At 50.2% G+C, this 23,367-nt stretch carries 32 protein-coding genes, 2 tRNA genes and 2 rRNA genes; 11 read left to right on the top strand and 25 right to left on the bottom strand.

Annotated elements, in window-relative coordinates; all coding sequences use genetic code 11:
• Positions 1-46 precede the first annotated feature (46 nt).
• A complete protein-coding gene (locus JJU47_RS13235) occupies positions 47-412 on the bottom strand; it encodes a DUF3775 domain-containing protein (protein ID WP_228620294.1) in 366 nt (121 codons plus the stop codon).
• 79 nt (positions 413-491) lie between these two features.
• Between JJU47_RS13235 and JJU47_RS13230 the strand changes: the two genes are divergently transcribed.
• Positions 492-1,994 (top strand): RNA-directed DNA polymerase, encoded by a 1,503-nt coding sequence (locus tag JJU47_RS13230; protein ID WP_228620292.1) that lies wholly within the window; start codon positions 492-494, stop codon positions 1,992-1,994.
• A 123-nt stretch (positions 1,995-2,117) separates the two neighbouring features.
• Here the strand turns inward: JJU47_RS13230 and groL are convergent, their stop codons facing one another.
• Together groL and groES are read right to left on the bottom strand one after the other, a co-directional pair.
• On the bottom strand, positions 2,118-3,758 hold the full coding sequence (gene groL, locus JJU47_RS13225) for a chaperonin GroEL (protein ID WP_228620290.1): 1,641 nt from the start codon (positions 3,756-3,758) through the stop codon (positions 2,118-2,120).
• A 39-nt stretch (positions 3,759-3,797) separates the two neighbouring features.
• Positions 3,798-4,082 (bottom strand): co-chaperone GroES, encoded by a 285-nt coding sequence (gene groES / locus JJU47_RS13220; RefSeq protein ID WP_047374210.1) that lies wholly within the window; start codon positions 4,080-4,082, stop codon positions 3,798-3,800.
• Positions 4,083-4,296: 214 nt separating this feature from the next.
• Between groES and JJU47_RS13215 the strand changes: the two genes are divergently transcribed.
• Positions 4,297-4,992, top strand: a complete 696-nt coding sequence (locus JJU47_RS13215) for a CPBP family intramembrane glutamic endopeptidase (protein ID WP_228620288.1) — start codon at positions 4,297-4,299, stop codon at positions 4,990-4,992.
• A 16-nt stretch (positions 4,993-5,008) separates the two neighbouring features.
• Positions 5,009-5,218, top strand: a complete 210-nt coding sequence (locus tag JJU47_RS13210) for a YdiK family protein (protein ID WP_228620286.1) — start codon at positions 5,009-5,011, stop codon at positions 5,216-5,218.
• Between the two features lie 52 nt (positions 5,219-5,270).
• On the opposite strand, the gene JJU47_RS13205 is transcribed toward JJU47_RS13210, so the two are convergent.
• Entirely contained in the window at positions 5,271-5,627 is a 357-nt protein-coding gene (locus tag JJU47_RS13205; protein ID WP_228620284.1) for a hypothetical protein, read from the bottom strand.
• Positions 5,620-5,985, bottom strand: coding sequence for a hypothetical protein (locus tag JJU47_RS13200; protein ID WP_228620282.1), 366 nt, complete (start codon positions 5,983-5,985; stop codon positions 5,620-5,622). Before JJU47_RS13200 ends, JJU47_RS13205 begins: the two co-directional genes overlap by 8 nt.
• A gap of 118 nt (positions 5,986-6,103) precedes the next feature.
• Here JJU47_RS13200 and JJU47_RS13195 point away from each other — a divergent pair, with 118 nt between their 5' ends.
• Positions 6,104-6,382 (top strand): hypothetical protein, encoded by a 279-nt coding sequence (locus JJU47_RS13195; RefSeq protein ID WP_228620280.1) that lies wholly within the window; start codon positions 6,104-6,106, stop codon positions 6,380-6,382.
• 33 nt (positions 6,383-6,415) lie between these two features.
• Here JJU47_RS13195 and bsh read toward each other — a convergent pair whose 3' ends face one another.
• Together bsh and JJU47_RS13185 are read right to left on the bottom strand one after the other, a co-directional pair.
• Positions 6,416-7,390 carry a choloylglycine hydrolase gene (gene bsh / locus JJU47_RS13190; protein WP_228620277.1) on the bottom strand — a complete coding sequence of 325 codons (975 nt, stop codon included), beginning with the start codon at positions 7,388-7,390 and terminating at the stop codon, positions 6,416-6,418.
• 143 nt (positions 7,391-7,533) lie between these two features.
• The gene (locus JJU47_RS13185) at positions 7,534-7,692 is read right to left on the bottom strand and encodes a hypothetical protein (RefSeq protein WP_024372064.1); all 159 of its coding nucleotides are present in this window, start codon (positions 7,690-7,692) and stop codon (positions 7,534-7,536) included.
• Positions 7,693-7,809: 117 nt separating this feature from the next.
• Between JJU47_RS13185 and JJU47_RS13180 the strand changes: the two genes are divergently transcribed.
• Positions 7,810-8,169 (top strand): TM2 domain-containing protein, encoded by a 360-nt coding sequence (locus JJU47_RS13180; protein WP_228620275.1) that lies wholly within the window; start codon positions 7,810-7,812, stop codon positions 8,167-8,169.
• A gap of 39 nt (positions 8,170-8,208) precedes the next feature.
• On the opposite strand, the gene JJU47_RS13175 is transcribed toward JJU47_RS13180, so the two are convergent.
• The gene (locus JJU47_RS13175) at positions 8,209-8,793 is read right to left on the bottom strand and encodes an NADPH-dependent F420 reductase (RefSeq protein ID WP_228620273.1); all 585 of its coding nucleotides are present in this window, start codon (positions 8,791-8,793) and stop codon (positions 8,209-8,211) included.
• A 13-nt stretch (positions 8,794-8,806) separates the two neighbouring features.
• Positions 8,807-9,280 (bottom strand): hypothetical protein, encoded by a 474-nt coding sequence (locus tag JJU47_RS13170; protein ID WP_228620271.1) that lies wholly within the window; start codon positions 9,278-9,280, stop codon positions 8,807-8,809.
• A 160-nt stretch (positions 9,281-9,440) separates the two neighbouring features.
• On the opposite strand from JJU47_RS13170, the gene JJU47_RS13165 reads away from it, so the two are divergent.
• Entirely contained in the window at positions 9,441-9,623 is a 183-nt protein-coding gene (locus tag JJU47_RS13165; protein WP_029333745.1) for a PspC domain-containing protein, read from the top strand.
• A 32-nt stretch (positions 9,624-9,655) separates the two neighbouring features.
• Here the strand turns inward: JJU47_RS13165 and JJU47_RS13160 are convergent, their stop codons facing one another.
• The 5 genes from JJU47_RS13160 to JJU47_RS13140 form a co-directional block, all read right to left on the bottom strand.
• On the bottom strand, positions 9,656-11,002 hold the full coding sequence (locus JJU47_RS13160; RefSeq protein ID WP_228620269.1) for an FAD-dependent oxidoreductase: 1,347 nt from the start codon (positions 11,000-11,002) through the stop codon (positions 9,656-9,658).
• Positions 11,003-11,189: 187 nt separating this feature from the next.
• Positions 11,190-11,477 carry a YesK family protein gene (locus JJU47_RS13155; protein ID WP_228620267.1) on the bottom strand — a complete coding sequence of 96 codons (288 nt, stop codon included), beginning with the start codon at positions 11,475-11,477 and terminating at the stop codon, positions 11,190-11,192.
• Between the two features lie 98 nt (positions 11,478-11,575).
• On the bottom strand, positions 11,576-12,364 hold the full coding sequence (gene tatC / locus JJU47_RS13150) for a twin-arginine translocase subunit TatC (protein WP_228620265.1): 789 nt from the start codon (positions 12,362-12,364) through the stop codon (positions 11,576-11,578).
• A gap of 2 nt (positions 12,365-12,366) precedes the next feature.
• A complete protein-coding gene (locus tag JJU47_RS13145; RefSeq protein WP_300997935.1) occupies positions 12,367-12,585 on the bottom strand; it encodes a twin-arginine translocase TatA/TatE family subunit in 219 nt (72 codons plus the stop codon).
• A complete protein-coding gene (locus JJU47_RS13140; protein WP_029596207.1) occupies positions 12,585-13,241 on the bottom strand; it encodes a redox-sensing transcriptional repressor Rex in 657 nt (218 codons plus the stop codon). Before JJU47_RS13140 ends, JJU47_RS13145 begins: the two co-directional genes overlap by 1 nt.
• Before the next feature lie 149 nt (positions 13,242-13,390).
• Between JJU47_RS13140 and JJU47_RS13135 the strand changes: the two genes are divergently transcribed.
• From JJU47_RS13135 to JJU47_RS13125, 3 genes are all read left to right on the top strand, one after another.
• Positions 13,391-15,292 carry an ABC-F family ATP-binding cassette domain-containing protein gene (locus JJU47_RS13135; protein ID WP_228620263.1) on the top strand — a complete coding sequence of 634 codons (1,902 nt, stop codon included), beginning with the start codon at positions 13,391-13,393 and terminating at the stop codon, positions 15,290-15,292.
• Positions 15,289-15,714 carry a hypothetical protein gene (locus JJU47_RS13130; RefSeq protein ID WP_228620261.1) on the top strand — a complete coding sequence of 142 codons (426 nt, stop codon included), beginning with the start codon at positions 15,289-15,291 and terminating at the stop codon, positions 15,712-15,714. Before JJU47_RS13135 ends, JJU47_RS13130 begins: the two co-directional genes overlap by 4 nt.
• Before the next feature lie 78 nt (positions 15,715-15,792).
• Positions 15,793-16,266 (top strand): flavodoxin, encoded by a 474-nt coding sequence (locus tag JJU47_RS13125; protein ID WP_228620259.1) that lies wholly within the window; start codon positions 15,793-15,795, stop codon positions 16,264-16,266.
• An 11-nt stretch (positions 16,267-16,277) separates the two neighbouring features.
• Here the strand turns inward: JJU47_RS13125 and JJU47_RS13120 are convergent, their stop codons facing one another.
• From JJU47_RS13120 to JJU47_RS13090, 7 genes are all read right to left on the bottom strand, one after another.
• Complete coding sequence (locus JJU47_RS13120; protein WP_228620256.1) at positions 16,278-16,844, bottom strand: hypothetical protein; 567 nt, start codon at positions 16,842-16,844, stop codon at positions 16,278-16,280.
• A 14-nt stretch (positions 16,845-16,858) separates the two neighbouring features.
• Positions 16,859-17,881: a tRNA (adenosine(37)-N6)-threonylcarbamoyltransferase complex transferase subunit TsaD gene (gene tsaD / locus JJU47_RS13115; protein ID WP_228620254.1), complete on the bottom strand. Its 1,023-nt coding sequence runs from the start codon at positions 17,879-17,881 to the stop codon at positions 16,859-16,861.
• Positions 17,878-18,339 carry a ribosomal protein S18-alanine N-acetyltransferase gene (gene rimI / locus JJU47_RS13110; protein ID WP_228620252.1) on the bottom strand — a complete coding sequence of 154 codons (462 nt, stop codon included), beginning with the start codon at positions 18,337-18,339 and terminating at the stop codon, positions 17,878-17,880. Before rimI ends, tsaD begins: the two co-directional genes overlap by 4 nt.
• Positions 18,332-18,988 carry a tRNA (adenosine(37)-N6)-threonylcarbamoyltransferase complex dimerization subunit type 1 TsaB gene (tsaB, locus tag JJU47_RS13105; RefSeq protein WP_228620250.1) on the bottom strand — a complete coding sequence of 219 codons (657 nt, stop codon included), beginning with the start codon at positions 18,986-18,988 and terminating at the stop codon, positions 18,332-18,334. The genes rimI and tsaB overlap by 8 nt, the downstream gene beginning before the upstream one ends.
• On the bottom strand, positions 18,985-19,434 hold the full coding sequence (gene tsaE / locus JJU47_RS13100) for a tRNA (adenosine(37)-N6)-threonylcarbamoyltransferase complex ATPase subunit type 1 TsaE (RefSeq protein WP_228620248.1): 450 nt from the start codon (positions 19,432-19,434) through the stop codon (positions 18,985-18,987). The genes tsaB and tsaE overlap by 4 nt, the downstream gene beginning before the upstream one ends.
• Positions 19,435-19,539: 105 nt before the next feature.
• Positions 19,540-19,616: transfer RNA gene (locus JJU47_RS13095), tRNA-Met, on the bottom strand.
• Positions 19,617-19,641: 25 nt separating this feature from the next.
• Positions 19,642-19,718, bottom strand: a tRNA-Met gene (locus JJU47_RS13090).
• 139 nt (positions 19,719-19,857) lie between these two features.
• On the opposite strand from JJU47_RS13090, the gene JJU47_RS13085 reads away from it, so the two are divergent.
• Complete coding sequence (locus JJU47_RS13085) at positions 19,858-20,640, top strand: sporulation protein (protein WP_228620246.1); 783 nt, start codon at positions 19,858-19,860, stop codon at positions 20,638-20,640.
• Between the two features lie 221 nt (positions 20,641-20,861).
• Here JJU47_RS13085 and JJU47_RS13080 read toward each other — a convergent pair whose 3' ends face one another.
• Positions 20,862-21,491: a uridine kinase family protein gene (locus JJU47_RS13080; RefSeq protein WP_228620244.1), complete on the bottom strand. Its 630-nt coding sequence runs from the start codon at positions 21,489-21,491 to the stop codon at positions 20,862-20,864.
• Between the two features lie 51 nt (positions 21,492-21,542).
• Here JJU47_RS13080 and JJU47_RS13075 point away from each other — a divergent pair, with 51 nt between their 5' ends.
• Positions 21,543-21,920 (top strand): HIT family protein, encoded by a 378-nt coding sequence (locus tag JJU47_RS13075; protein WP_228620242.1) that lies wholly within the window; start codon positions 21,543-21,545, stop codon positions 21,918-21,920.
• Between the two features lie 9 nt (positions 21,921-21,929).
• Here JJU47_RS13075 and JJU47_RS13070 read toward each other — a convergent pair whose 3' ends face one another.
• The 3 genes from JJU47_RS13070 to rrf (JJU47_RS13060) all read right to left on the bottom strand — a co-directional run bounded on the left by JJU47_RS13070 (position 21,930) and on the right by rrf (JJU47_RS13060) (position 23,342).
• Entirely contained in the window at positions 21,930-22,868 is a 939-nt protein-coding gene (locus JJU47_RS13070) for a hypothetical protein (RefSeq protein WP_228620240.1), read from the bottom strand.
• A 134-nt stretch (positions 22,869-23,002) separates the two neighbouring features.
• Positions 23,003-23,118: ribosomal RNA gene (rrf, locus tag JJU47_RS13065) — 5S ribosomal RNA — on the bottom strand.
• Between the two features lie 108 nt (positions 23,119-23,226).
• Positions 23,227-23,342: ribosomal RNA gene (rrf, locus tag JJU47_RS13060) — 5S ribosomal RNA — on the bottom strand.
• Positions 23,343-23,367 lie beyond the last annotated feature (25 nt).

Genomic DNA, 23,367 nt, shown 5'->3' with positions numbered 1-23,367 from the left:
CACTTTTTATGATTTGGTTCGACATTCGTCTGAATATTGGATATTTCTAAAACTTTTCGTTACGGATAATCGATATACCATTTGTTAAATAGACCCCTAATGGCATTTTTGAAACTATCTGATAGATTTCAATATCTTTTCTTTTCGCCGGAGTAAGTTCTTTTAGTTTAATTTCATAATTTTCTAATCTACTTTTAGTATCATCATAATCTTGGTCTCGACCCATATACATTATAGTTTGAATCATCATAATTTCATCTAAAGTTAAATCATTTAGAATAGATTCTAATTGGCCTCTTAAGTTTTCAACCTCAGCATGTTTATTTAATTGATAAGTTTCTTCCCTTTGATGTGATAAACCTATTAACTTTTCAATAACGATAAATATTTTTTCGCTTAATTGCACTTCCATAAATTAATCTCTCCCTTTTTTATGATAATATTACCACGTTAAATGGAAGACATGTTTTTAAATCAGGAGGCATTTTTAAATGAAACGTTACTCAGATTTTTTTGATGAAATTGACGATACTGAGCTATTTGATGGACTACTTGGATATGGAATGTTTAACGAGAAGCTACCTCCCATGTTTACATCTATTCCCTTTTTAGACTTCTGCAAATCAACTAACCCAACTTTTTCAAATACTTCTCCAAAGCAATCATTCATATATTATGAGGCGATGCGTAATATAAATATTCCTCGAGGAATGGGGATACCTACTCCTATGTCATACTATAAACTCTGTAAATCGCTTGCTGATAACTGGGGAGGAATCCAATTACATTTCCGAGAAAAAACTCAAAACGAAATACATAAAACTAGCAGAATACATTTAAGAAAGAAAAAAAAATCACATTCTTTATTTGAAATGAACTATAAAAGCTATAAAACAGATGATACTCCTACCGACTATTTAGTTATCGGAAATAAATATGTTGTTAATGCAGATATCTCAACATGCTTTCCAAGTATTTACTCACATTCTGTACCTTGGGCTTTGGTTGGGAAAGATTTAGCTAAACAAAGTAAATCAAACTCTACAGCGTGGTACGATCAAATTGACTTTAATTTGAGAAACACAACTCATGGGGAAACACATGGAATTTTAATCGGACCCCATTCTTCAAACCTTATAGCAGAAATTGTTTTGGTGTGTATTGACCAGACATTAGTTCAGCAAGGATGGAAATTCATTAGAAATATTGATGATTATACTTGCTATACTTCTAGTTATGAAGAAGGTCAAAAATTTCTAATTAGTTTAGCAACTGAATTGAGAAAGTTTAAATTAGTCCTTAATCATAAAAAAACTAAAATCCTCCCACTCCCAATAGCTTCGACTGAAGATTGGGTAAGAAAATTAAACTTATATTCAAATAGAAATCATAAAAATTATATGGATTACAAAGATGTACAAGCATATTTAGACTTAGCTATAAGTTTAATGGCTGAAAATCAATATAATGCTTCTATATTAAACTATGCTATAAAAGTTATATCTAAACAAACATTGACTAAGAATGCTGTTGATTATCTTAAAAATAGTGTTTTTCATTTGGTCATTATTTATCCCTACTTAATTTCTTTAGTCGAGGATCATCTGTTTATTCCATTTAGAATAAATCAAAATGATATTTACCCTTTCACAAATCTTCTGTACGAAGAAGGAGTCCGACAAAATAACCATGAAATAATTTGTTATGCGATATATTTCAGTTTAAAATATAATTTCATGATAGAGAATTTAGATTATGTAGTTTCAAAAGAAAGTAATAACTGTATATTGCTTTTGTTAAGCTTTTTGTACGCTGTAAGACAAAAAGATAATGCTCAAATTAAGAATTTTAAAGCTCACGCTAGAGATTTACAAAAAAATGATGACGAACTACAACAAAATTGGTTGTTTATTTTCGAAGCTTTACCTTTTGGATCACTAAAAGGTGATTGGAAAAAATTAAAACAAGCAAATGTTTCATTTGTAAATATATGAACTTTTTCTTTTGAAAATATTATGACTAAAAAGGAGTATTCAAATACCATGCTATGGTTCTGAATACTCCTTTTTATTGCCACCAGCTTTCGCTGATGAATGGTTTTCGTTAGAGGGTATGACTTACATCATGCCGCCCATTCCACCCATACCGCCCATGTCAGGCATGCCGCCACCAGCGCCTGCTGGTTCTGGCTTGTCTGCGATCACCGCTTCTGTAGTGAGGAACATAGCTGAGACAGATGCTGCGTTTTGAAGCGCGGAGCGCGTCACTTTCGCCGGATCGACGATACCGTGTGCGATCATGTCGACGTACTCGCCAGTTGCGGCGTTGTAACCGATGCCGACCGATTCGTTCTTGAGCTTCTCGACGATGACCGAGCCTTCTTCACCCGCGTTTTCCGCGATTTGACGGACTGGTGACTCGAGGGCACGAAGGACGAGTTTCACACCTGTCGCTTCATCCGCTGTTACTTCTCCGAGCAACGCACGAACGGCTGGGATAACGTTGATGAACGCCGTACCACCACCTGCGACGATGCCTTCTTCGACCGCTGCGCGTGTCGCGTTGAGCGCGTCTTCGATGCGGAGCTTACGCTCTTTGAGTTCAGTCTCTGTCGCTGCGCCGACTTTGACGACAGCTACGCCGCCTGCGAGTTTCGCGAGACGCTCTTGGAGTTTCTCACGGTCGAAGTCAGACGATGTCTCTTCGATCTGGTTGCGAATCGTTTGAACGCGTGCTTTGATCGTTGCTTCGTCTCCAGCACCTTCGACGATCGTTGTCGTGTCTTTCGTGACGACGACTTTCGATGCGCGGCCGAGCTGTTGGAGTGATGCTGACTTGAGCTCGAGGCCGAGGTCTTCTGTGATGACTTGGCCGCCTGTGAGCGTCGCGAGGTCTTCGAGCATCGCTTTACGACGATCGCCGAAGCCTGGTGCCTTGACTGCGACCGCGTTGAACGTACCACGGAGTTTGTTCAAGACGAGTGTCGCGAGCGCATCGCCTTCGATGTCTTCTGCGACGATCAAGATCGGTTTCCCTTGTTGCACGACTTGCTCGAGCACTGGGATGATTTCTTGGATGTTCGAGATCTTCTTATCGGTGATCAAGATGAACGGGTTGTCGAGCACCGCTTCCATCTTGTCTGAGTCTGAGATCATGTATGGTGAAAGATATCCGCGGTCGAACTGCATCCCTTCAACGACGTCGAGTTCCGTCGTGAAGCCGCGTGACTCTTCAATCGTGATGACGCCGTCGTTGCCGACGCGCTCCATCGCTTCCGCGATCAACTCGCCGACTTCTTCGTCCGCTGCTGAGATGGCCGCGACTTGTGCGATCGCTTCTTTCGACTCGATCGGTTTTGAGATTTCTTTTAACTCTTCGAGCGCACGGCGAACGGCTTTGTCGATTCCTTTACGAAGGATCATCGGGTTCGCGCCCGCTGTCACGTTCTTGAGACCTTCACGGATCATCGCTTGAGCGAGGACTGTCGCTGTTGTCGTACCGTCCCCTGCGACTTCGTTCGTCTTCGACGCGACTTCGGCAACGAGCTTCGCGCCCATGTTTTCGAAGTGGTCTTCAAGTTCGATTTCTTTCGCGATCGTCACACCGTCATTCGTGATGAGCGGTGAGCCGAACTTCTTCTCAAGGACGACGTTACGTCCTTTCGGTCCGATTGTGACTTTTACCGCGTCAGCGAGTGCGTCGACACCGCGAAGCATCGCGTGACGTGCGTCTTCTGAGAATTTAATTTCTTTAGCCATTGTTCATTTCCCCCTAGAAAAGTTTTTGAAGAATGGTGCTTAGCCTACGATTGCTAGAATGTCGCTCTCGCGAACGATTAAGTATTCTTTGCCATCATGTTTCACTTCGGTACCCGCGTATTTCGAGTAGATGACCAAATCATTTTCTTTGACGTCAAGCGCGATTCGCTCGCCTTGGTCCGTCACACGCCCAGTACCGACTGCAAGGACACGTCCTTGTTGTGGCTTTTCTTTCGCCGTGTCAGGAAGGACGATGCCTCCGATCGTCTTTTCTTCTTTCTCCACGACTTCGATGATGACGCGATCGCCTAGTGGTTTTAACATAGAAAAAACCTCCTCCGAATATGAATGATGTATCGTTGAATCGTAAGTTATTAGCACTCAGTAAAAAGGAGTGCTAACACTGATTAGTGTAGTATGAGATGCCTCAAAATGCAAGGGGGAACATCGGAAAATTGCTTCCACTCGCGGTCAAGAGACCTTATTTGATACAATAGTCAAAAGGAACGTTAACTCTTGTGATTAAGGACGTGTTGAATTGGCTACACTAAACTCAAACCAATCGATAAATACCCGTTTTTCGATGGCGCCTAACATTCGGATCCGGCACATCATCCCGATCCTCTTATACGCTTTCGTTCAATTTTTTCCGCTCCTGATCAGTGAAGTGCGTCCGGAGTGGATCACGACGACGTTCACCGGACTTTGGTTCGCCATCGGCTTCAGCTTGACGATCATCATCTCGTTCTTCTTGCTCTGGCCGGACTTGAAGCTGTATAAACAGCAAGGCATCCAGTCGAACTTGAACGATACGGTCAAATGGATCGGGCTCGGGATTCTCATGCAGTATGGGCTCGTCATCGTCGCCAGCTTGATTGAAACATCGATTTCCGGTGAGATGGTCTCTTCCGAGAACACAGAACGCATCGCGGAGATCGTTCGACTCGTCCCGGTCATGACGCTATCGGTCGTTTTGCTCGGACCGATTATTGAAGAGATTCTCTTCCGCCATATCTTGTTCGGTAACTTGAGCGCCCGGTTCGGATTTTGGATCGCCTTCGCGGTCAGCTCTGTCTTATTCGCGCTCATCCACGACGACAACCGATTCCTCGTGTATATCGCGATGAGCTTTGCCTTCACGGTCGCTTATGCGAAGACGCGTCGCTTGATCGTCCCGATCGCGATTCACGCGTTTAACAACGCGCTCGTCATGATCGCTTTATTATTGATGTAGAAATGAGGTGGCACGTATGCCGCGACACTTAAAAGTCATGCTGATGTTCAGCCTATCCTTCGGGATTTTGTTCACCGTCCTCGCCTACTACTCGGTGCAGGAGTACGGGTTCAGCTTCTGGACGTACTTCATCATCGCCGTAGCCGCGTATGACTTCTTCAAGGTGTATCAAATTTTGACGCTCGCCCGAAAAGCGAAAAAAGAAAACAACGATAAATCAGCATAAGAAAATCCCAAGCGACGTCGCTTGGGATTTTTTCATAGTCGTATTGAATCAATCAGTTCGTCTCGGTCACCATAGAACGACGAATCGTCAAGCCTCGATACACGAACAAGCCACCGAGCGCGATGTACACCGTCTCGGCAGTAGGAAATGTATGCACGTTAAACCAAAACCCGACGATTAAGAGGATAAGGAAAGACAAGACGACGAACGACACGGTCTTCTTGTTTAATTTGTTCATGATTCTCGCTTCGACCTCATCCGAAAGTCGCTTCAATCGTTGGCTATAATATGAATAAATCGTGATACCGAGACCCGTGACGGCGATGAGCGCGTATTCTTCGAGCCAAAGGTCGAGGCCAATCAGCGCCAGCCACATCACTAATAATATTTTGAATAAGTTCTTACTCATCTTTCTCCTCCCGCTTGTACGCATGAAGCTCATTCATCAAAAACAGCCCTTTTGTCGCAAATAAATAGGTCAAAGCGGTCAAGGCAAGGTGCTGAGTCGGTACTGTCACCTGCGTCGCACCAAATCCGATCAAGTACATCACAATGAACATGAGAATGGCGACGAGCCACGTCTTTTCACTCGAACGCCAAAACAGACGCTCCTTAACTGAGGTCGTATATCCTCCCGCTTTTAGGCGTTGCCGCCGATAAAACAACACGCTCGCGATGAGAAACAATAGATACGTCGACACACCGAAGACGGTGCCCGCAATCACCAAGCCAATTCCGACGCCAATGGCCAGCTTCCGTCCGCTCATATCATTCACCTCCTCTCCCCATCTATACGAAGAAGTCTGCGACAAGTTTCACTCGCTTTGAAAACGAAATCGTCTTACGGTATATTTGATAGATGAACTATCAAAAAGGAGAGATATGATGAAGAAAGCGATCTTTGCTATCCTCGCTTCCGTTTTTCTCGTCGCCTGTACGGATGCCGACGAGTTGGCTACATACGAAGAGTATGGTGTGCTCGAGGAGACGATTGACGTCGCGAAGTACGAACCGAAAGTCGAGACTGATAACGACGGCAGCCGCGTTATCCTGTTCTATGAGAATGGACGTGTGGCTTATAAGAGCGTCTACGTAAAAGATGAGCGTCATTTGAAAGTCATCAGCAAGGACGATGCGCCGCCACTGTATAACGGTACGCTATAAGACAGAGCCCTCTTCACGCGAAGAGGGCTCTGTTCAATTCTCATAATGGATCTGTTGGTCATGTTGGAGGCGATACGTGATTAACCGCTCACTATCCAACTGTTCATTGAACAGCGATACAGCCGTGATTTGGTTGTTGTCATACGTCCGGTAATAATAGATGCCATCGTCGACGTTGCAGCACGAGGAATAGATCGTGTACTCGTACGTCCCATCCCCCGCCTCGTTCAATCCCCGCACTTGGAGCACCGTATCCAACAGTTTGAAAAATTGTCCGACTGCGGACGCCTCGGTCGGTTCACAGACCGAGTTGAATGTGGCGAACGTCGCCCGGACGAAGCGTGATGTTGACGATAAGTCACCCGGCAGGCCCTGTCCTCCTAACCCAAGACAATAGGCATCGAGATTCAATGTCGGTGCGAACGTATTGGCCGGCAGTTTCGTCGAAACGTGCCGATAATCGTTCAGATTGAACAGCTGATATTCGAACGACGGATTGTTCGTCAAGACTCCGACCGGATTGTCGTACACGCGTAGCCCGCCTGCCATCGGTTCGACGACAATTGACGTGTCCTTGTCGGCGACGATCCAGTGTAGTGGATGAAGCGGGAGCGCGGTGCTGAAGTTCAAGTTGACCAAATGGATTGTCGCAAGTCGTTCTTTCGCTTCCTCGACGGTCGCGCACTGCCCGAGAATCCACGGAATAAACTCGAACGGAGAGACGTTATCTCGTCCGTCGACCTCCGGCTGGAATACGGCATTCCCAGGGAAGTTCAGCCCCGCCATGCTGAGGCCTTTCTCGTTCGTCGCTTCGTAATAGAGCGGGTAATCTTGGACGACGGTCGCCATCCCGATCATCGCGTAATGGTCGGTCTGCTCACCCATTCGTCTAAAGTTGAACGGATAGTGTCGAGGCGTGATCGTCACTTGCTCGTTATAAGACACATTCAGGTCTAGGTTTCTGCCGAAATAGTGGGCGTGCGGCGCATACGTGATTGCGGTACACATAATTAGACTCCTTCCATTCCAATGCAAACAATAACAACATTCTTTGTTCTATTCACGTTATCCGATGACTTAAACCACAGTCCCTCACACAGAAAAGACCGGTCAGGCTTTCGCCTCACCGGTCTTCATGTCCTTGACTTCTTCTATAACACGATGAACCCGACCGTCAACAGTCCGTACATGAAACCGAGCACGATGACACTGATGGCGATTGTTTTATACTGCGGGTATTTATGTAAGACGACCGCTCCCGCGATGACGTGAATAAACGCGACGATAAACGTTAAGATGGCAAAACCCATTCGGTTGTTCCTCGCTTCCAAAAAATAAATAGAAAATCATGGGAATTCATCCGTTTCCCCTATACAATAAAGACTGCATTCATTATATCAATTCTCAGAAAGAAGGCACATCCCATCATGAATTATTCACGTACCGATTTAACGACAGAGGAAATGCTCCTCGTCAACAGCGAGGTCGAAAAACGGAAACGCAACCTCGTCGTCGCCTACTTGCTCTGGTTCTTCCTCGGGGCGTTCGGCGCCCACCGTTTCTACTTTCAGAAGACAGGTAGCGCCCTCGCAATGCTTGCTCTCACGGTTGGTTCAATCGTCCTGACAGTTGTATTGATTGGTTTTGTCGGGTTGTTCGTCGCAGGTATTTGGGCGCTCGTCGACGCATTCCTCATACCAGGCTGGCAACAACGTGAAGTCGAGGCGATCGAAAGCGAAACGATTGCTTCTTTGAAAACTCGCTCTGAGCAACAAGCAGCCTTTTAACCATTAGACGGCCACGCCAACGCGTGACCGTCTTTTCTGTTAAAAACTATTCTCTTTCAAGTAGAACGCGAAGTTCCGATGCTTCCGTTCTTTCGTCGCGTAATGAATCCATAACCAGGCGAGTGACTCGAGCTCACGCGCCAGTTTTAAGTGTCTGAGCGTATGGGCGTCAAAGCCGATTTTCGAGGCGAGGTCTTGGACGGCCCGCACCGACTCCTGCTCGTCCCCAGCGATGAACATCATCGACATGTTCGGGTTCTCCAAGTTTTCGACCCCGGTCTGATTGAACGCCTTGACGATACGGACGTGTGGGGCGAGCTCTTGCAGGTGCTCGGCCCCAGATTTCCCTTCCGGCCGCTCAATCGCGTTAAACTCTTTGGCGATCGGATTCGTCACGTCGATGACGATCTTGTCGTCTAAATCACGCAGCGACTGAACCAAGTCGACCGCGGCCGCAAACGGTGTCGTCAACAATAGAATCTGCGCGTTCGAGGCTACCTCTTGAAGCGGCATCGTCCCTTCTCGCTCCGATCGTGTCCCGTATAACACTTCATATCCGACATCTTCGAACTTGCGGCCGAGCGTCCGCCCGACTTTCCCTGCCCCTAATATCCCGATTTTCATACACAACTCCCCTTTACAGTTCTTCGTCCGTCCGTGTCACCGTTCCACCGAGCTCAGCGGCAAGTCCGTCGAGCACCGAATGGTCGAACTCTTCACCGATACCCATCACACCCGTCTGTCCGGGCTCAATGTTGCCGACAGTACGCTTGAACGTCTCTTGAATGCTTTGGACGTGTTTTAAATCTTTCGTCCCGCCAATCAATCCACCCGTGAGCGTCCCGAATAAAATCCCGAACGGTCCCCCGAGAATCCCGACTGCCATCCCGATCAAGGCACCTTTCGTCGATTTGTTCGTCGGTGTCAGTTGAACGGCGTCCTCGAACGAGAAAGCTCCATTGTCTTCACGCTTGATGACGACAAGCTGTTCGAATCCGATTAGCCCTTCGGCGTGATACTTCTTCAACTTGCTGAACGCTTGGTATGAGAGTGACTCTTCTGGAAACGTGAACGTGACGATGTGGTAGGACTGCTTTTCCTTCTTCGCCATATCGGCTCCTCCTTTGACAGGACCAGGTGACACATACTTTCTCTTACCCTTCCCCGGCTTCAGGCGAAAAAAAACCTAGTCCGATGATAGGATAAATGCAGCTTACCGCCATTCGATATGGTAAAATTTTCATATCACAATGAAGATAGGAGCCACGCTTATGCAACGTACCCTCCGTAAATCTGTCACCGATCGCTCGCTTTCCGGTGTCTGCGGCGGCATCGCCGAATACTTCGGCTTGTCCTCGCTCGGTGTCCGTCTGCTGTTCCTCATCATGCCCGGGAACGTCCTCGTCTATATCATCTTGGCAAACTCGATGAAGGACGCCCCGCGCTATCTATAAAAAAACTCGGAAGCCGCGGCTCCCGAGTTTTTTTAAGCATTTACTTTGTCTTTCATCGCTGCGAGCGCCCCGCTGTTGATGAAGTGCCATGGCTTATTGTAGTGCGGTTGGAAGAAGAAGTCGACGTAGGCGAGCTCTTCGACCGTCATCTCGTTTTGGATCGCGAGCGAGAGTGTGTTCACCGCTTGCGTCATGTCCGCTTTCGAGAGCACTTGTCCCCCGACGACGCGATGCGTGCCGACTTCATAGACAAGTTTGAACTGGACCGGTTCCGCCGTCGGCATGAACTCCGGACGGTACGCATCCTCGATCACGACGCTCTCGACGTCGAGACCGAATAGACCGGCCGCTTCTTCCGTGAGACCTGACGAGGCGATGTTCCAGTCGTAGAGGCGAAGGCCTGACGTCCCTTGGGTGCCTTGGTAGCGGACACGCGGCGCGACGAGGTTCTCAGCGACGAGCGTCCCCATGCGGACGGCGTTCGTCGCGAGCGGAATGTAGGCGTGTGTGCGCGCCGGGTTGTAGTAGACGGCACAGCTGTCTCCTGCTGCGAAGACGTCCGGGTTGCTTGTTCGCATATATTCGTCGACGACGATGGCGCCGTTGCCGAGCATGTCGACTTGGCCTTCAAGTAACCCTGTGTTCGGGCGGAAACCGACACATAAGATGACGAGGTCGGCCTCGAACTCACCTTTGTCCGTCACGACGTGCGTGACGTTGCCGTCGATTCCACGGAACGCTTCGACCGTCTGACCGAGCTCGAGGTCGATGCCGCGTGACGTCATGTCCGCTTCGAGTTGATCCGTGAACGACTTGTCGAGGTACTTGTTCAAGATGCGGTCAGCACTGTCGATGAACGTGACGTGCTTGCCATACACTTCGAACGCCTCGACGAGTTCGACGCCGATATAGCCGGCACCGATGACGGCGATATTCGTCGCATCCGTTGCCCGCTCGATGATGCGCTGGGCGTGCGCGTAGTTTTTACAGAGCTCAATCCCAGTCATCTCGATGCCAGGAAGCGTCGGGACGATCGGCCATGAACCTGTCGTCATGATTAAGCGGTCGAACGTGTCATACACGTCTTCGCCTGTCTCAAGGTTTTTGGCGTGGACCGTCTTCGCTTCCGTATCGATGTTCAACACATCGTGCTTCATGCGCATATGCGCACCGAGTTCTTCAAGCTCGGTCGGTGACGAGTAAAACAATTCTTCAGCGCGTTTGACGACGCCGCCGACGTGGAGGGCGATCCCACACGATAGGAAGCTGACGTTGTCGTTCCGCTCGTAGACAGTGATGTCGAGATTGTCATGCTTGGCGAGTAAGCCTTTAACTGCTGCTGTTCCTGCGTGTGTACATCCGATGACTGCGATTTTCATATGGTAGTCTCTCCTTTGAGTAGTTGGCAAGTTTATGATTGTGATAAATATCACATTCGATTTCTAAACTTAGTGTACTATTTCACAAGAAGATTTGACAATCCCTTTGCTCAGTTTTTCACGTAATTATGTCGAAAGTTTGAACACGTATTGTGACACAAAAAAGACCACCCTATGGACAGGATGGTCACGATTCGAGGCGCCGCTGTTGAAACCAAAGATACGTGGCGACGGCGATATAGATAAGAAACCCAAGCGCATACAGACTAAATCCAACCAAGCTCCACCCTAGCCCGTCCCAGCCTCGGACGAAGACGAGACCGATGAGGAACAACGCATAGCCGACACCTGCAATCAGAAGCGGGGGCGTCAGTCTTCGTTTACGTGACGAACGTAAAAAGTGAAGCGCGCAGACGAGCAACGCCGTCGTCAAGACGCCGACCGCGATGAGCGCGTCCCCGTAATATTCCCACATGACCTGTCCTCCCCGATTTGTTGATGGTTCCCTTATCTTACCACGGTGTCGTCACACTTACTCGTTCAAAAAAAACATCGCGTAAAAGAACGCGATGCTCACTTCTCATTCATTTGCTTCATCAAATCCATCTGTTCTTTCACCATCGCTTCTTTCTCCCGGCGGAGTACACCCCGGTACGTGATGCGTGAGATCGACAAGCTGATCTCATAGAGGAAGAAGAGCGGCAACGACACCATGAGGTGCGACGTCAAGTCCGGCGGTGTGATGAACGCGGCGACGACGAACAAGGCGAAGTACGCATATTTCCGAATCGAGGATAAGAAGTACGGCGTCACGACCCCGATGCGCGTCAAGAACATCGTCACGACCGGTAACTGGAACAACAGGCCGAACGGGATCGTCAGCTGCAACAAGAACGTGAAGTAGTTCGAGGCCCCGATGATTTGCGTCAGCCCGAGGTCTTGTCCTAAGTTCGTCGAGATGTCGAGGACGAGCGGGAACAACCAGTAATAGGCGAACGCGAGCCCGACGAGGAACAACACGAAGATGATCGGGATATAGGCGAGCGTCCCTTTCCGCTCGTTCGGATGCAGACCAGGTGCGACAAACGCCCACAGTTGATACAGTAGAAACGGACTGGACGCGACGAGACCGATGACGAGCGCCAAATTCAAGTAAATCATAAGCGGGTCCGCGACCCCAAAGGCGTTCAGCTCAAGTCCTCGTTCAACGAGGTCCGCCTGCAAGTAGGCGAGCACGTATTTGACACTCGGCAAAGCCATCAAAAAGAAGGCAAAGACGACAAATGCCGACAGCATCAGTCGTCTCCGCAGCTCTGTCAAGTGGTCGGACAGCGCCCGCTCTTGATCAGTTTGATGGGTCATGATTACTGCTCTTTCTTCTCAGAATCTTTCTTGTCGCTCTCGTCATGCTCTTTCATCATGCCGTTCGTGGCATTTTTGAACTCGCGGAGCGTCTGTCCGGCGGCACGGCCGAACTCAGGCAATTTCTTCGGTCCGAAGATGATGAGCGCGATGAGCGCGATGAAAAACAAACTTGCTCCCCCTGGAATACCGACGACGAGTGATGATAATAGAAATTCCATTATTGATGGACCCCCTCAGCTGATGGATAATGTTGCATAAAGTAAATGAGCGACTGGAGTTCGATCGACAAGTCGATATGATGGACACGCACCGTATCCGGCACCGTCAAACGCGCCGGCGTGAAGTTCAAAATCCCTTTGATGCCAAAGCGGACCAAGTCGTCAGCGACCGGCTGCGCATAGGCGGACGGGACCGTGAGAATGGCGACATCGATTTTGTTTTGCTTCATGATCTGTTCCATCTCATCGACGTGATGAATCGGGACACCGGACATCGTCGTGCCGACTTTTGTCTCGTCTGCGTCAAACCCGACGACGATATGTGTGTTATTGTTTTTAAGGAAGTTATAGTTGACGAAAGCTGTCCCGAGATGACCGACACCGACTAAGGCGACGTTCGTGATTTCGTCTTGGTTCAACGTCTTTCGGAAAAAGTCTAACAGATACTGTACGTTATAGCCATATCCCTTTTTACCGAGCGCACCGAAGTACGAGAAGTCCCGGCGAATCGTCGCCGAATCGACTTTGACCGCCTCACTCAGTTCAGCAGAAGAGACACGTTGTTTACCTGACGAATGCAGGCTTTGAATAAACCGATAGTATAGTGGCAACCGTTTGGCTGTCGCTTGCGGAATCTTTGGTTCGTTTTGACTCAACGGAAAGAGCCTCCTTTTTACGACGCGTTTCAAACGAATCTGATTTCATACACCTTGATTGTAAACGAATTCACATAAGCACTCAATGAATATACCTGAAAAGGGGAAGAAATAAAGTATACTAAACAGAGAGAAAGGGGTTTTTTCACTTGATCCTATTGCAAGTCAATAACTTATCAAAATCATTCGGCGTCGAGCCGATTTTAGAGAACGTCAAACTCGAGATTCAAGAAGGGGAACGCGTCGCTCTCGTCGGCCGCAACGGCGCCGGCAAGTCGACGCTCTTAAAAGTCATCGCCGGTGAATACAACTACGACTCTGGCGACATCATGAAACCAAAAGACGTGACGATCGGTTACCTCGCCCAAGACTCAGGGCTAGAATCGAACGAGACGATTTGGAATGAGATGCTCACCGTCTTCACTGACTTGATCGAGCAAGAGAAGACGCTCCGCCAGATGGAGCAAGACATGGGGTCGGAGCGCATCTTGAACGATCCTGCCGCCTATGAACGTCTGCTTTCGACATATGACGAAGAGCAGCATACGTTCAAAGACCGAGGCGGCTATCAATATGAAGCGACGATCCGTTCGGTGCTTCACGGAATGCGGTTTTACCCGGACGACTTCGAACGTCAAATCGACACGCTCTCGGGCGGACAGCGGACGCGTCTCGCCTTGGCGAAAATGCTCCTGCAAAGTCCGGACCTGCTCATCTTGGACGAGCCGACGAACCATTTGGACATCGAGACGCTCGCCTGGCTCGAGAAGTACTTGAGCGGTTATAAAGGCGCTGTCCTCATCGTCTCCCACGACCGCTACTTCCTCGACCGGGTCGTCTCGGTCGTGTACGAGTTGTCACGTCATCGAAGCCGCCGTTTCGTCGGGAACTATACGAAGTATCTCGAGCAAAAGGCCGCTCTTTACGAACAAGAGAAGAAGCAGTTCGAATCGCAACAAGAAGAGATTGCCAAGATGCAAGACTTTATCCAACGGAACATCGCCCGGGCGACGACGACGAAACGGGCCCAAAGTGTGCGCAAGCGTCTTGAGAAAGTCGACCGTCTCGAAGTGCCTGACGGCGATGAACGCAGCGCCGTGCTCTCCTTCTCGATCAAGCGCCAGAGCGGGAACGACGTGTTGAGCGGAAGCGACCTCGCCATCGGATATGAAGAGCCGATCGCACAGAACTTGCGTTTCCAACTGCAACGCGGCGAATCGGTCGCCCTCGTCGGTCCGAACGGGGTCGGCAAGTCGACGCTTTTGAAAGTACTGACGAAGCAACAACCGGCGCTCACCGGGGATATCCGTTACGGCACCGGCGTCGAAATCGGCTATTACGACCAGGAGCAACAGAACTTGTCGGATAAAAACCGCGTCATCGACGAGATTTGGAACGACTGGCCGCTCATGCGCGAGCAAGAAGTGCGGAGCCTGCTCGGTCAGTTCCTCTTTAGCGGCGACGACGTCATGAAGCGTGTCCACGAACTGTCAGGCGGCGAACGGGCCCGGCTGACGCTCGCCAAGCTGAAGCTCGAACAACCGAACTTGCTCATCTTGGATGAGCCGACGAACCACTTGGACCTCGACTCGAAGATGATCCTCGAGAACGCACTCCTCGACTACCCCGGCACGATTCTCTTCGTCTCGCACGACCGGTACTTCATCGACCGGCTCGCGACGCGCGTGTTAGAGATCACACCGAACGGGATCGACGAGTACCTCGGCGACTACTCGTATTATGTCGAGAAGAAAGAAGAGCTCGAGGAACTCGCCCGGCTCGCACGCGTTGAGACGAAAGAAGTCGTCGTCAAGAAACAACGCGCCGATAAAGAACAACAACGCGAAGAGCGTCGGATGAAGCAACGCATCGAAGAGATCGAGCTCACCATCGAGCAACACGAGATGCGACTCGAGGAAATCGAGCAGCTCCTTTGTGAGCCGGACGTGTTCAACGATTTCGCGCGGGCGCAAGAACTGTCGACCGAATCGGATGCGACAAAAGAATCAATCACGGCACTGTATGCGGAATGGGAGGAACTTCATTCATGATGCGCTCCCGTGCGCTGCGGATCGACTGGCTTCACGCGTTTTTGACCGGACTCGCCTTCATCGTGCCGACCGGGACCGAATACGTGTCAGAGCTCATCCGCGGAGAGTCTACCGTCGTCCCGACGATTTTGTTTTACTTCCTTCCGGTCGTCATCGGGTTCATCGTCCAGACGTGGGGCGGGATCATCATCAGCCTGCTCAGCGGCCTCTTCATGAGCACGCTCTTCATCCGTCTCGTCATCTGGCCGGTCGACGTCACGGTGCATAGCTTTTATGCGCCTGGGTCAGTGTGGGGCCATTTTTATCGAGAGACGCTGTTCATGTGGGTGCTCGCTTTTCTCGTTTTCGCGGTGAGCCGCCTCAATACGTGGCATCGCGAGACGTATCGTCGCCCTAAATCTTCAGACACCATGTCCTCATGAAATCGGACGTGGTGTTTTTTTATTCAACCATTGACAATGATAATCATTTTCATTTAAGGTGGTCTTGAGGTGATATTCATGACGATTTTGATTGCATACGTGAGCATGTCCGGTAACACAGAAGACATCGCCCACTTGTTACAACATACATTGACCACGGCAGGATATACGGTAGTAATGTCGGACGATTTAGAGTCACTTTCCATCGATTCGCTATTGGAATACGATGGCGTCCTACTCGGCGCCTACACATGGGGTGACGGCGATGTACCATACGAGGCGGAAGGTTTTGTAGACGATTTATATGACGCAGACTTAGACGCACTGCCTTGTGCGGTGTTTGGTTCCGGTGATACCGATTACCCGAAATATTGTGCTGCCGTCGACACGATTGAAGACGCGCTTCAATCTGCGAGTGGGATGATTGCCGCTCCCCCTTTGAAGATTGAGTTTGACCCGAACACCGAAGCGAAACGTGAGGCGTGTGTCTCGTTCGCAACCACATTTATGGAACGACTCGAAAAACACAAAAAAGTTCAGCCGAGGGGCTGAACTTTTTTGTGTTAGAAATAGCGCAACGGCTGGAACCCGCGCGTATGGAAGTCGAGCTTCGTGCCGTCTTCCGTGATAAAGAACACGTATTCATTCGTATCGACATCACGGACGAACACTTTGTAGAACGTCAGCGTCTCTTCACGGTTCGTCACATACTTCGCCTCATGTGTCGAGATGACTTGGGCGAACAGTTGCTGTTCATCGAACTCGGTGACGAGCGTCTCAAACTTCGCCGCTTCTTCCTCGGTCGCCTCGCGTCCCGGGAAGATCTCGTAGTACGCATCACTCGCTTTCGGCTGAACGCCTAAGTTGCGGTCGACGACGAGGACGCTCTCGATATCTTGGTCATCCATGTTCTTATAACCGTACAGCGCCTCGACGAGGGTGTTCTCCCCCGTGACCCGGCTGATGCCTTCGAGCGACTCGGCGCCTGTGAGCGAGCGTACACGTGTCGCTTCCGGTACGATTTCTTCTTGATACGCGATATTATAAGCGCGGATGATCTCTCGTACTTGCAAAAACGTCGCAACGACGAGCAGTACGACGAGTCCTCCAATGATGATGCGTTTCGTCATATCTCTATTTCCCCCTAGACTGTCATGCTCTCTTCTAAGGATAACCCAGGAACCGCATTCATCGCTAGTGTATCGCGCTTTCCGCGCACATACGCATGATGCGCCGCCACACCGATCATCCCGGCGTTGTCGCCGCAAAGGTCAAGCGGTGGAATGACGAGGCGGATGCCTTCTTTGTCGGTCGCTTCTTGTAACGCGGCCCGGAGTCCCCGGTTCGCCGCAACCCCTCCAGCGACGAGCAATTGCTTCGCCCCTTTCTCTTTCACAGCACGAATCGCTTTCTCGACGAGCACTTCGACGACGCTCGCTTGAAAGCTCGCCGCCAAGTTTTCTGGGATCACCGTCTCGCCCCGTTGTTCGGCGTTATGGACGGCGTTGATGACCGACGACTTGAGGCCGCTGAAACTGAAATCGAAGCTGCCTGGTTCAAGCCGGACGCGTGGGAACTTGTACGTGTCCTCCCCGTCAGCTGCTAACCGGTCGATGGCCGGACCGCCCGGGTAAGGAAGGCTGAGCGTCCGGGCGACTTTGTCGTACGCCTCACCGGCCGCGTCGTCGCGCGTCTCACCGATGACTTCGAACACGCCGTGCTCCGGCATGAAGACGAGTTCGGTGTGACCGCCCGATACGACGAGACAGACGAGCGGGAAGTCCATCTCTTCGACGAGTTCATTCGCGTAAATGTGACCCGCGATGTGATGGACGCCGATGAGCGGCTTACTGTGAGCGAAGGCGAGTGCCTTCGCAGCACTGATGCCGACGAGTAGCGCACCGACGAGTCCCGGACCTTGGGTGACCGCGACGGCGTCGACGTCTTTCATCGTGACGCCCGCTTCACTGAGGGCGTCATCGATGACGTATGTGATCCGCTCGACGTGGTGGCGCGAGGCGACCTCGGGCACGACCCCGCCGAACCGTTTATGGCTTTCAATCTGCGACGAGACGACGTTTGATAAGAGCGTCTTGCCGTCCTGCACGAGGGCGCCCGACGTCTCGTCACAACTCGACTCAATCGCAAGGATGAGTGATGTGTTCATTCGGTTTCACTTCCTAACTTCGCCCAATAGATGAAGGCGTCTTCGTTATTGTCTTGGTAGTAACGTTTCCGTCGCCCAGCACACTCAAATCCGAACTGCTCGTAAAGCTTTTGCGCCCCGATGTTCGAGACGCGCACTTCGAGCGTGAGCGCGGCCAGTGACTTCGAGCGGGCGAATTCAACGAGTTGCGTCAACAGCAGATTCCCGATGCCTTGCCCGCGATATTCAGGTAAGACGGCGATGTTCGTGATGTGTCCTTCATCAACGATTTGCCAGACGCCGACGAAGCCGATGACGCGACGTTCATGGACAGCGACGAAATAGACGGCCTGCTCATTGCGGAGCATCTCGTTCATGAACGCATCTTTCGTCCACGGAATGGCGAACGATGCCTCTTCGACTTTCGTCACTTCCTCGACGTCGAGCCAATTCATGCGCCGGATTTTAATATCAGCCATTGTTTTGTCCCTCGAGCCACTTCGCCTCGGCCTCAGCGAGACGAAGGTATTCCGGCTCAAACGCATGCACGTCACGCGTCTCTTCGCCTAATGCGACGAGATCGCTCGCGCGGCCATAACAATGGGCGGGCGGCGCTTCTTTATAAGAGTAGTTCGATAAGACGTCTCGGAACGGTTCGACGTCACCGACAACGACAAACTCTCCTTTGATATGTGTCTCAAGCCACGCCTCGACGGACGCATGGGCGTCCGGAGTGAGCGGATCGTTTTGTTGATAATGTCCGATATAGGCATTCCCGCGCCGGGCATCGATAAGTGACACGACCGGGAGCTCGGTGTTCGGGGCTGCCGCCATGAGACGGAGCGCCGAAACGCCGATAAGCGGGATTTGAAGCGTATAGGCGAGCGTCTTCGCCGTCGTCACGCCGATGCGGATGCCTGTGTAAGACCCCGGACCTGTTGTCACGACGATGCGCTCCAGCTCTGTCGGCGTCCATTTGACGGCAGCCATGAGCTGCTCGATCATCGGCATGAGCGTGACGGCATGGTTCTTCGACACCATGACCGTCGTCTCGGCTTGAATCGTCCCTTGCTCGCTGAGAGCGACAGACAGACGTGTCGTCGATGTATCGATCATCAACTGCTTCATGCGAGCACCTCCTTGACGAGCGTCTCATACGTCTCACCGATTGGGACGAACGTCAGTTGACGCTCCTCGTCCCCGATTCGCTCGATCGTGATGGCGAGACGTTCTACCGGAAGCGACGATTCGATCAAATCAGACCACTCGACGATGGCGACCCCATCTCCGCCGATATATTCCTCGAGTCCGATGTCGTCCCCGGTGTCTTCGAGACGATAGACGTCCATATGATAGAGCGGCAGACGCCCTTGGTATTGCTTCATGATTGTGAACGTCGGGCTATTGACGTTACGTTTCACGCCGAGTCCTTTGCCGAACCCTTGCGTGAACGTCGTCTTGCCGGCGCCGAGGTCCCCGTTCAATGTTATGACCGTCCCGGCTTTGACGAGTGTGGCGAGTTTTTCCGCCACCGCTTGCGTCTCGGCCGCAGAATGGGTAATCAATGTATACATGAATGTTTCTCCTTTAGTGGTTGTCGCGATACGTCCTCATTGTACACTCCATTTTACGCAAAAAAAAACACGAAACGTTATCGTTTCGCTATCTCATTTAAAAATTGGTTGCGGGGGCTGGATTTGAACCAACGACCTTCGGGTTATGAGCCCGACGAGCTACCAGACTGCTCCACCCCGCGACGACATATGAAATTAAATAAAAATTGGTTGCGGGGGCTGGATTTGAACCAACGACCTTTGGGTTATGAGCCCAACGAGCTACCAGACTGCTCCACCCCGCGATAATGTGAATTCTTTCGACATCCTCTATAATAAGCGAAGTAGTTATAATATGCAACCTTTTTCTCTATGTTTTTTGTGATTTGGATTCGGGAACACTTAAAGGAGTGTAATCCAAAAGAGAAAAGGAGCGCGACCGACATGTCGAAATGGGGAAACCGGTTTAAAAAATGGTTCTTTTCTGAGCTAGATGCCTCCGTCTATTTCCATACTGTTCCGTTCGTCCCGAGACAGACCGTTCACGGAACGCTTCGCGTCATGAATCCGACCTCTAAAGTGATTCGGCTGCATGAATTGACGCTCAACTTCCTTACAACGTTTAAAGACATCACGCTCGAAGGAAATGAGTTCAACCGGGAGGCCGATCTTCAAGAAGTGCCAATCGCTTTATCGGCTACTATTGAACCGGGGGCGGAAGAACATATCCCGTTCACGTTCGACTTGACGATGTATGCCCCTTCAACTGCCGGCGCGCCGTACAGTGTCGAAGCGACGGTTTGGGACAAGAACGGCAAGCGGATTTGGTTCGACGTGATCGAGAACGTCGAAGTCGAGCCGCTACCCGAGCTAAAGCGGCTACTCGAAGCGACCGAGCACGCCGGTCTCGAGCTCATGTTCGTCCGCAACGTCATTGATCCGCTCGGCGAAGAGCAGCCTTATCCATTCGTCGAGAAGTACGGGTTCAAACCTGTCGGCGACTGGGCCGATGAATTCGAAGTCGTGAAATCGTTTTGGCGCATCGACGAGGACGGGGTCGATGTCTACTACTGGCTCGACAACATCGAGAAACAGCGCACGCTTGATTCTATCGCTAATGACGTCACGTTACGCCATCGATCGCTCACCTGGGACCAACTCGAACACGAGCAAGACCGGCTCGGGCTTGGAATCCAAGAGACGTTACGCAGCCACCGCTCTTCATGAGCGGTTTTTCTACGTATCTCTTATACATTACTTGGCGTTCTCTTTTCTAGTGACTATCAACCGATGTAAAACTGAAGCAATTATACCGACGATCGTGCCTAAAACAACAGATACAAAGAATATAGCGATAAATTCCTGAAAAGTAATCGGAAATAATAATTGCGTGCCCAACAATAAAAAGACCACAATCACGCTACTTGTCACCCATCTTAATGGTCTCCTCACAATGTCTCACCATCCTTCCATTCATCTCCACTTGTATTCACAATCGTCTGGAACTTCTTACGATGGGGATGCATAAACTGCTCATATTGAAGCCGGCGCTCTTCATGGGACGCTCTCAAGTAATCGAGCGCCACCCCCCGGTGCTTGACGTCTCGAACCGCACGGCGACGAAATTCCGTATCCCCGTCCGTGTACAAGTAAATGGAGACGTCCTGTTCATCGGGCTGCAAGAAGGCAACACTCATCCCTTCAATGATGGTGACCGGTTTCTCGGGGTCGATCCACGTTCGTTCGAGATAAGGCACGTCAATCGTGTAAAAGCCGATACCCTCACGAATCATGCGAACATCACGTTCAAGTGACAGCAAATGATGTGCCGCTGGATGGCAGGCCGTCATCTTATAACGATGCACTACCCCCTCCACCGTATAATCAAGGATCGCGCTTTTCCGTAAAGTTGAGTCGGTGATATAGGGATCCGTATTCACGTAGTTCACTTCTTCGAAACGTTCCATCAACCTTTGCGCGAGCGTCGTCTTCCCGGCGCCGCCGTGTCCAGTAATCAAAATGATGCACTTCCCCTTCTGCCGCACGCTCGAGACGAGCTGTTCAATCCATTCGTTCATAGGCTCCTCCTTTTGATACAATTATATGTAGAAAGGAAGTGTAGCAATCTGATGTCGACTTGTCCATTCTGTCATCCACACGATGACCACGCGCAATCCATCGTCGCTGAAAACGAGACGTGCTACTTCTTGATGCACGACCGTGAACAGGACGTGCTTGTCGGTTCCGGTGTCATCGTCCCGAAAGAGCACCGGGCGACGACGTTTGACTTAACGCCTGACGAATGGCGCGATACATATGACCTGTTGCACGAAGCGAGACGGTTCCTCGATGAAACGCATCATCCAGACGGCTATACGCTCGGCTGGAACGTCGGCGAAGCCTCGAATCAGACCGTTCCTCACGCCCATTTTCACGTCATTCCGCGCTATGCGGCGGGACCCCACGCTGGGAAGGGACTGCGCCATTGGTTGAAACGACCAGAATGACCAAACAGCTCATCGTGTGAGGATGAGCTGTTTTCGTTTCGTTTCGGTTTCTTCAAGTTGTCGCTCCAGCCGTTCGACTTCTCTTGTCATTTTATCGATGAGGTGAGTTATTTCACGATCGAGGCCTTTTACCTTGTCGAGTGAATCATTGATTCGTCCATGCATCGTCCACTCGGAAAAGATATCGTCGAGGAAGTAGTCAGCGAATTGAATGAGCGAACCGCGTTCAATGTGTAGGCCGCTGACGACTCCTTTCACATCAGCCAATTCTCGTGAGAAGCGCTCAAGCGCAGCTTGAAGGTCATGCATCTTCCGTTCCGAAGCATCGATCGCGTCATGTTTCATTACTGTCGCAATCAAGCCACCTCCAAAGAACGTGTCATACGTCGACCACCCTTTCGCACTGTCGAGATGTTTGAGCGTCTTAGCGATTGCAGCTCGTGCTGCATTTCCAGCTACGATGGCTTCCTTATATTCAACAAGCACCTCATTCATTTTCACTTGTTGATCCGTGAGTCGATATAACTCTTCCCTAACAGTAGCATCTTGCTTCAAATCAGTTTCCTTCTCTTTTATGAACGTCTCCCATTCCGCGTCAATTCCATTATAGGTTTCAAACGTCTCATATAAGTCGCGACGCTCAAGCGCTAACTCATCCACCATCGCCTCGTGTTCTCGTAACTTCAATTCGGCACGGGCCGCCTCTTCTAATTCAATCGTTTTTTGTTCGTTGAATGTTCCCCTTAGCTTACGCCATGCATTGACGAGCGAGAATGAATCTAAGTCATAGACATCGCGCTGTTCTTTTGTAAACGAATTAAGAAGTTGCTTTCGTATAGCTTCATGTTCAGCAATTTGTGTGTCGAGAGTTTTTAATTTACGACCGAGTCGGTCCCGTTCTGCCATCCGTTGTTGTAAGTCGAGTTGTTGTGAATGAAAATCGGTCATGTATACGTTCTCCTTTCGCTTTCTGAGAAGGATTCGTTTGTTATCTTTCCCTCTTCTATACGAAACAACGTCGCGAAAGTTTCGCTTTAAACCACAAAAAAGACGACCAAGCATCCGCTTGATCGTCTCATATTGCCTAGCAACGTCCTATCCTCACAGGGGGAGACCCCCAACTACTTTCGGCGCTGAAGTACTTAACTTCCGTGTTCGGCATGGGAACGGGTGTGACCACTTCGCTATCGCCACTAGACAATTATTATATTAGCATACTATGTGTGATACGGCAAGACTTTTTACACATGTTTGTCAGAAGAAATAAGAAAAACGACCAAGCATGTGCTTGATCGTCTCTGCGTTGGCCTGGCAACGTCCTATCCTCACAGGGGGAGACCCCCAACTACTTTCGGCGCTGAAGCGCTTAACTTCCGTGTTCGGCATGGGAACGGGTGTGGCCGCTTCGCTATCGCCACCAGACATATTCAGGGCTTGTTCCCTGAAA

The organism is Exiguobacterium sp., from assembly GCF_020832205.1.
GTDB lineage: Bacteria > Bacillota > Bacilli > Exiguobacteriales > Exiguobacteriaceae > Exiguobacterium.
This window is presented reverse-complemented; position numbering and strand designations above follow the sequence as displayed.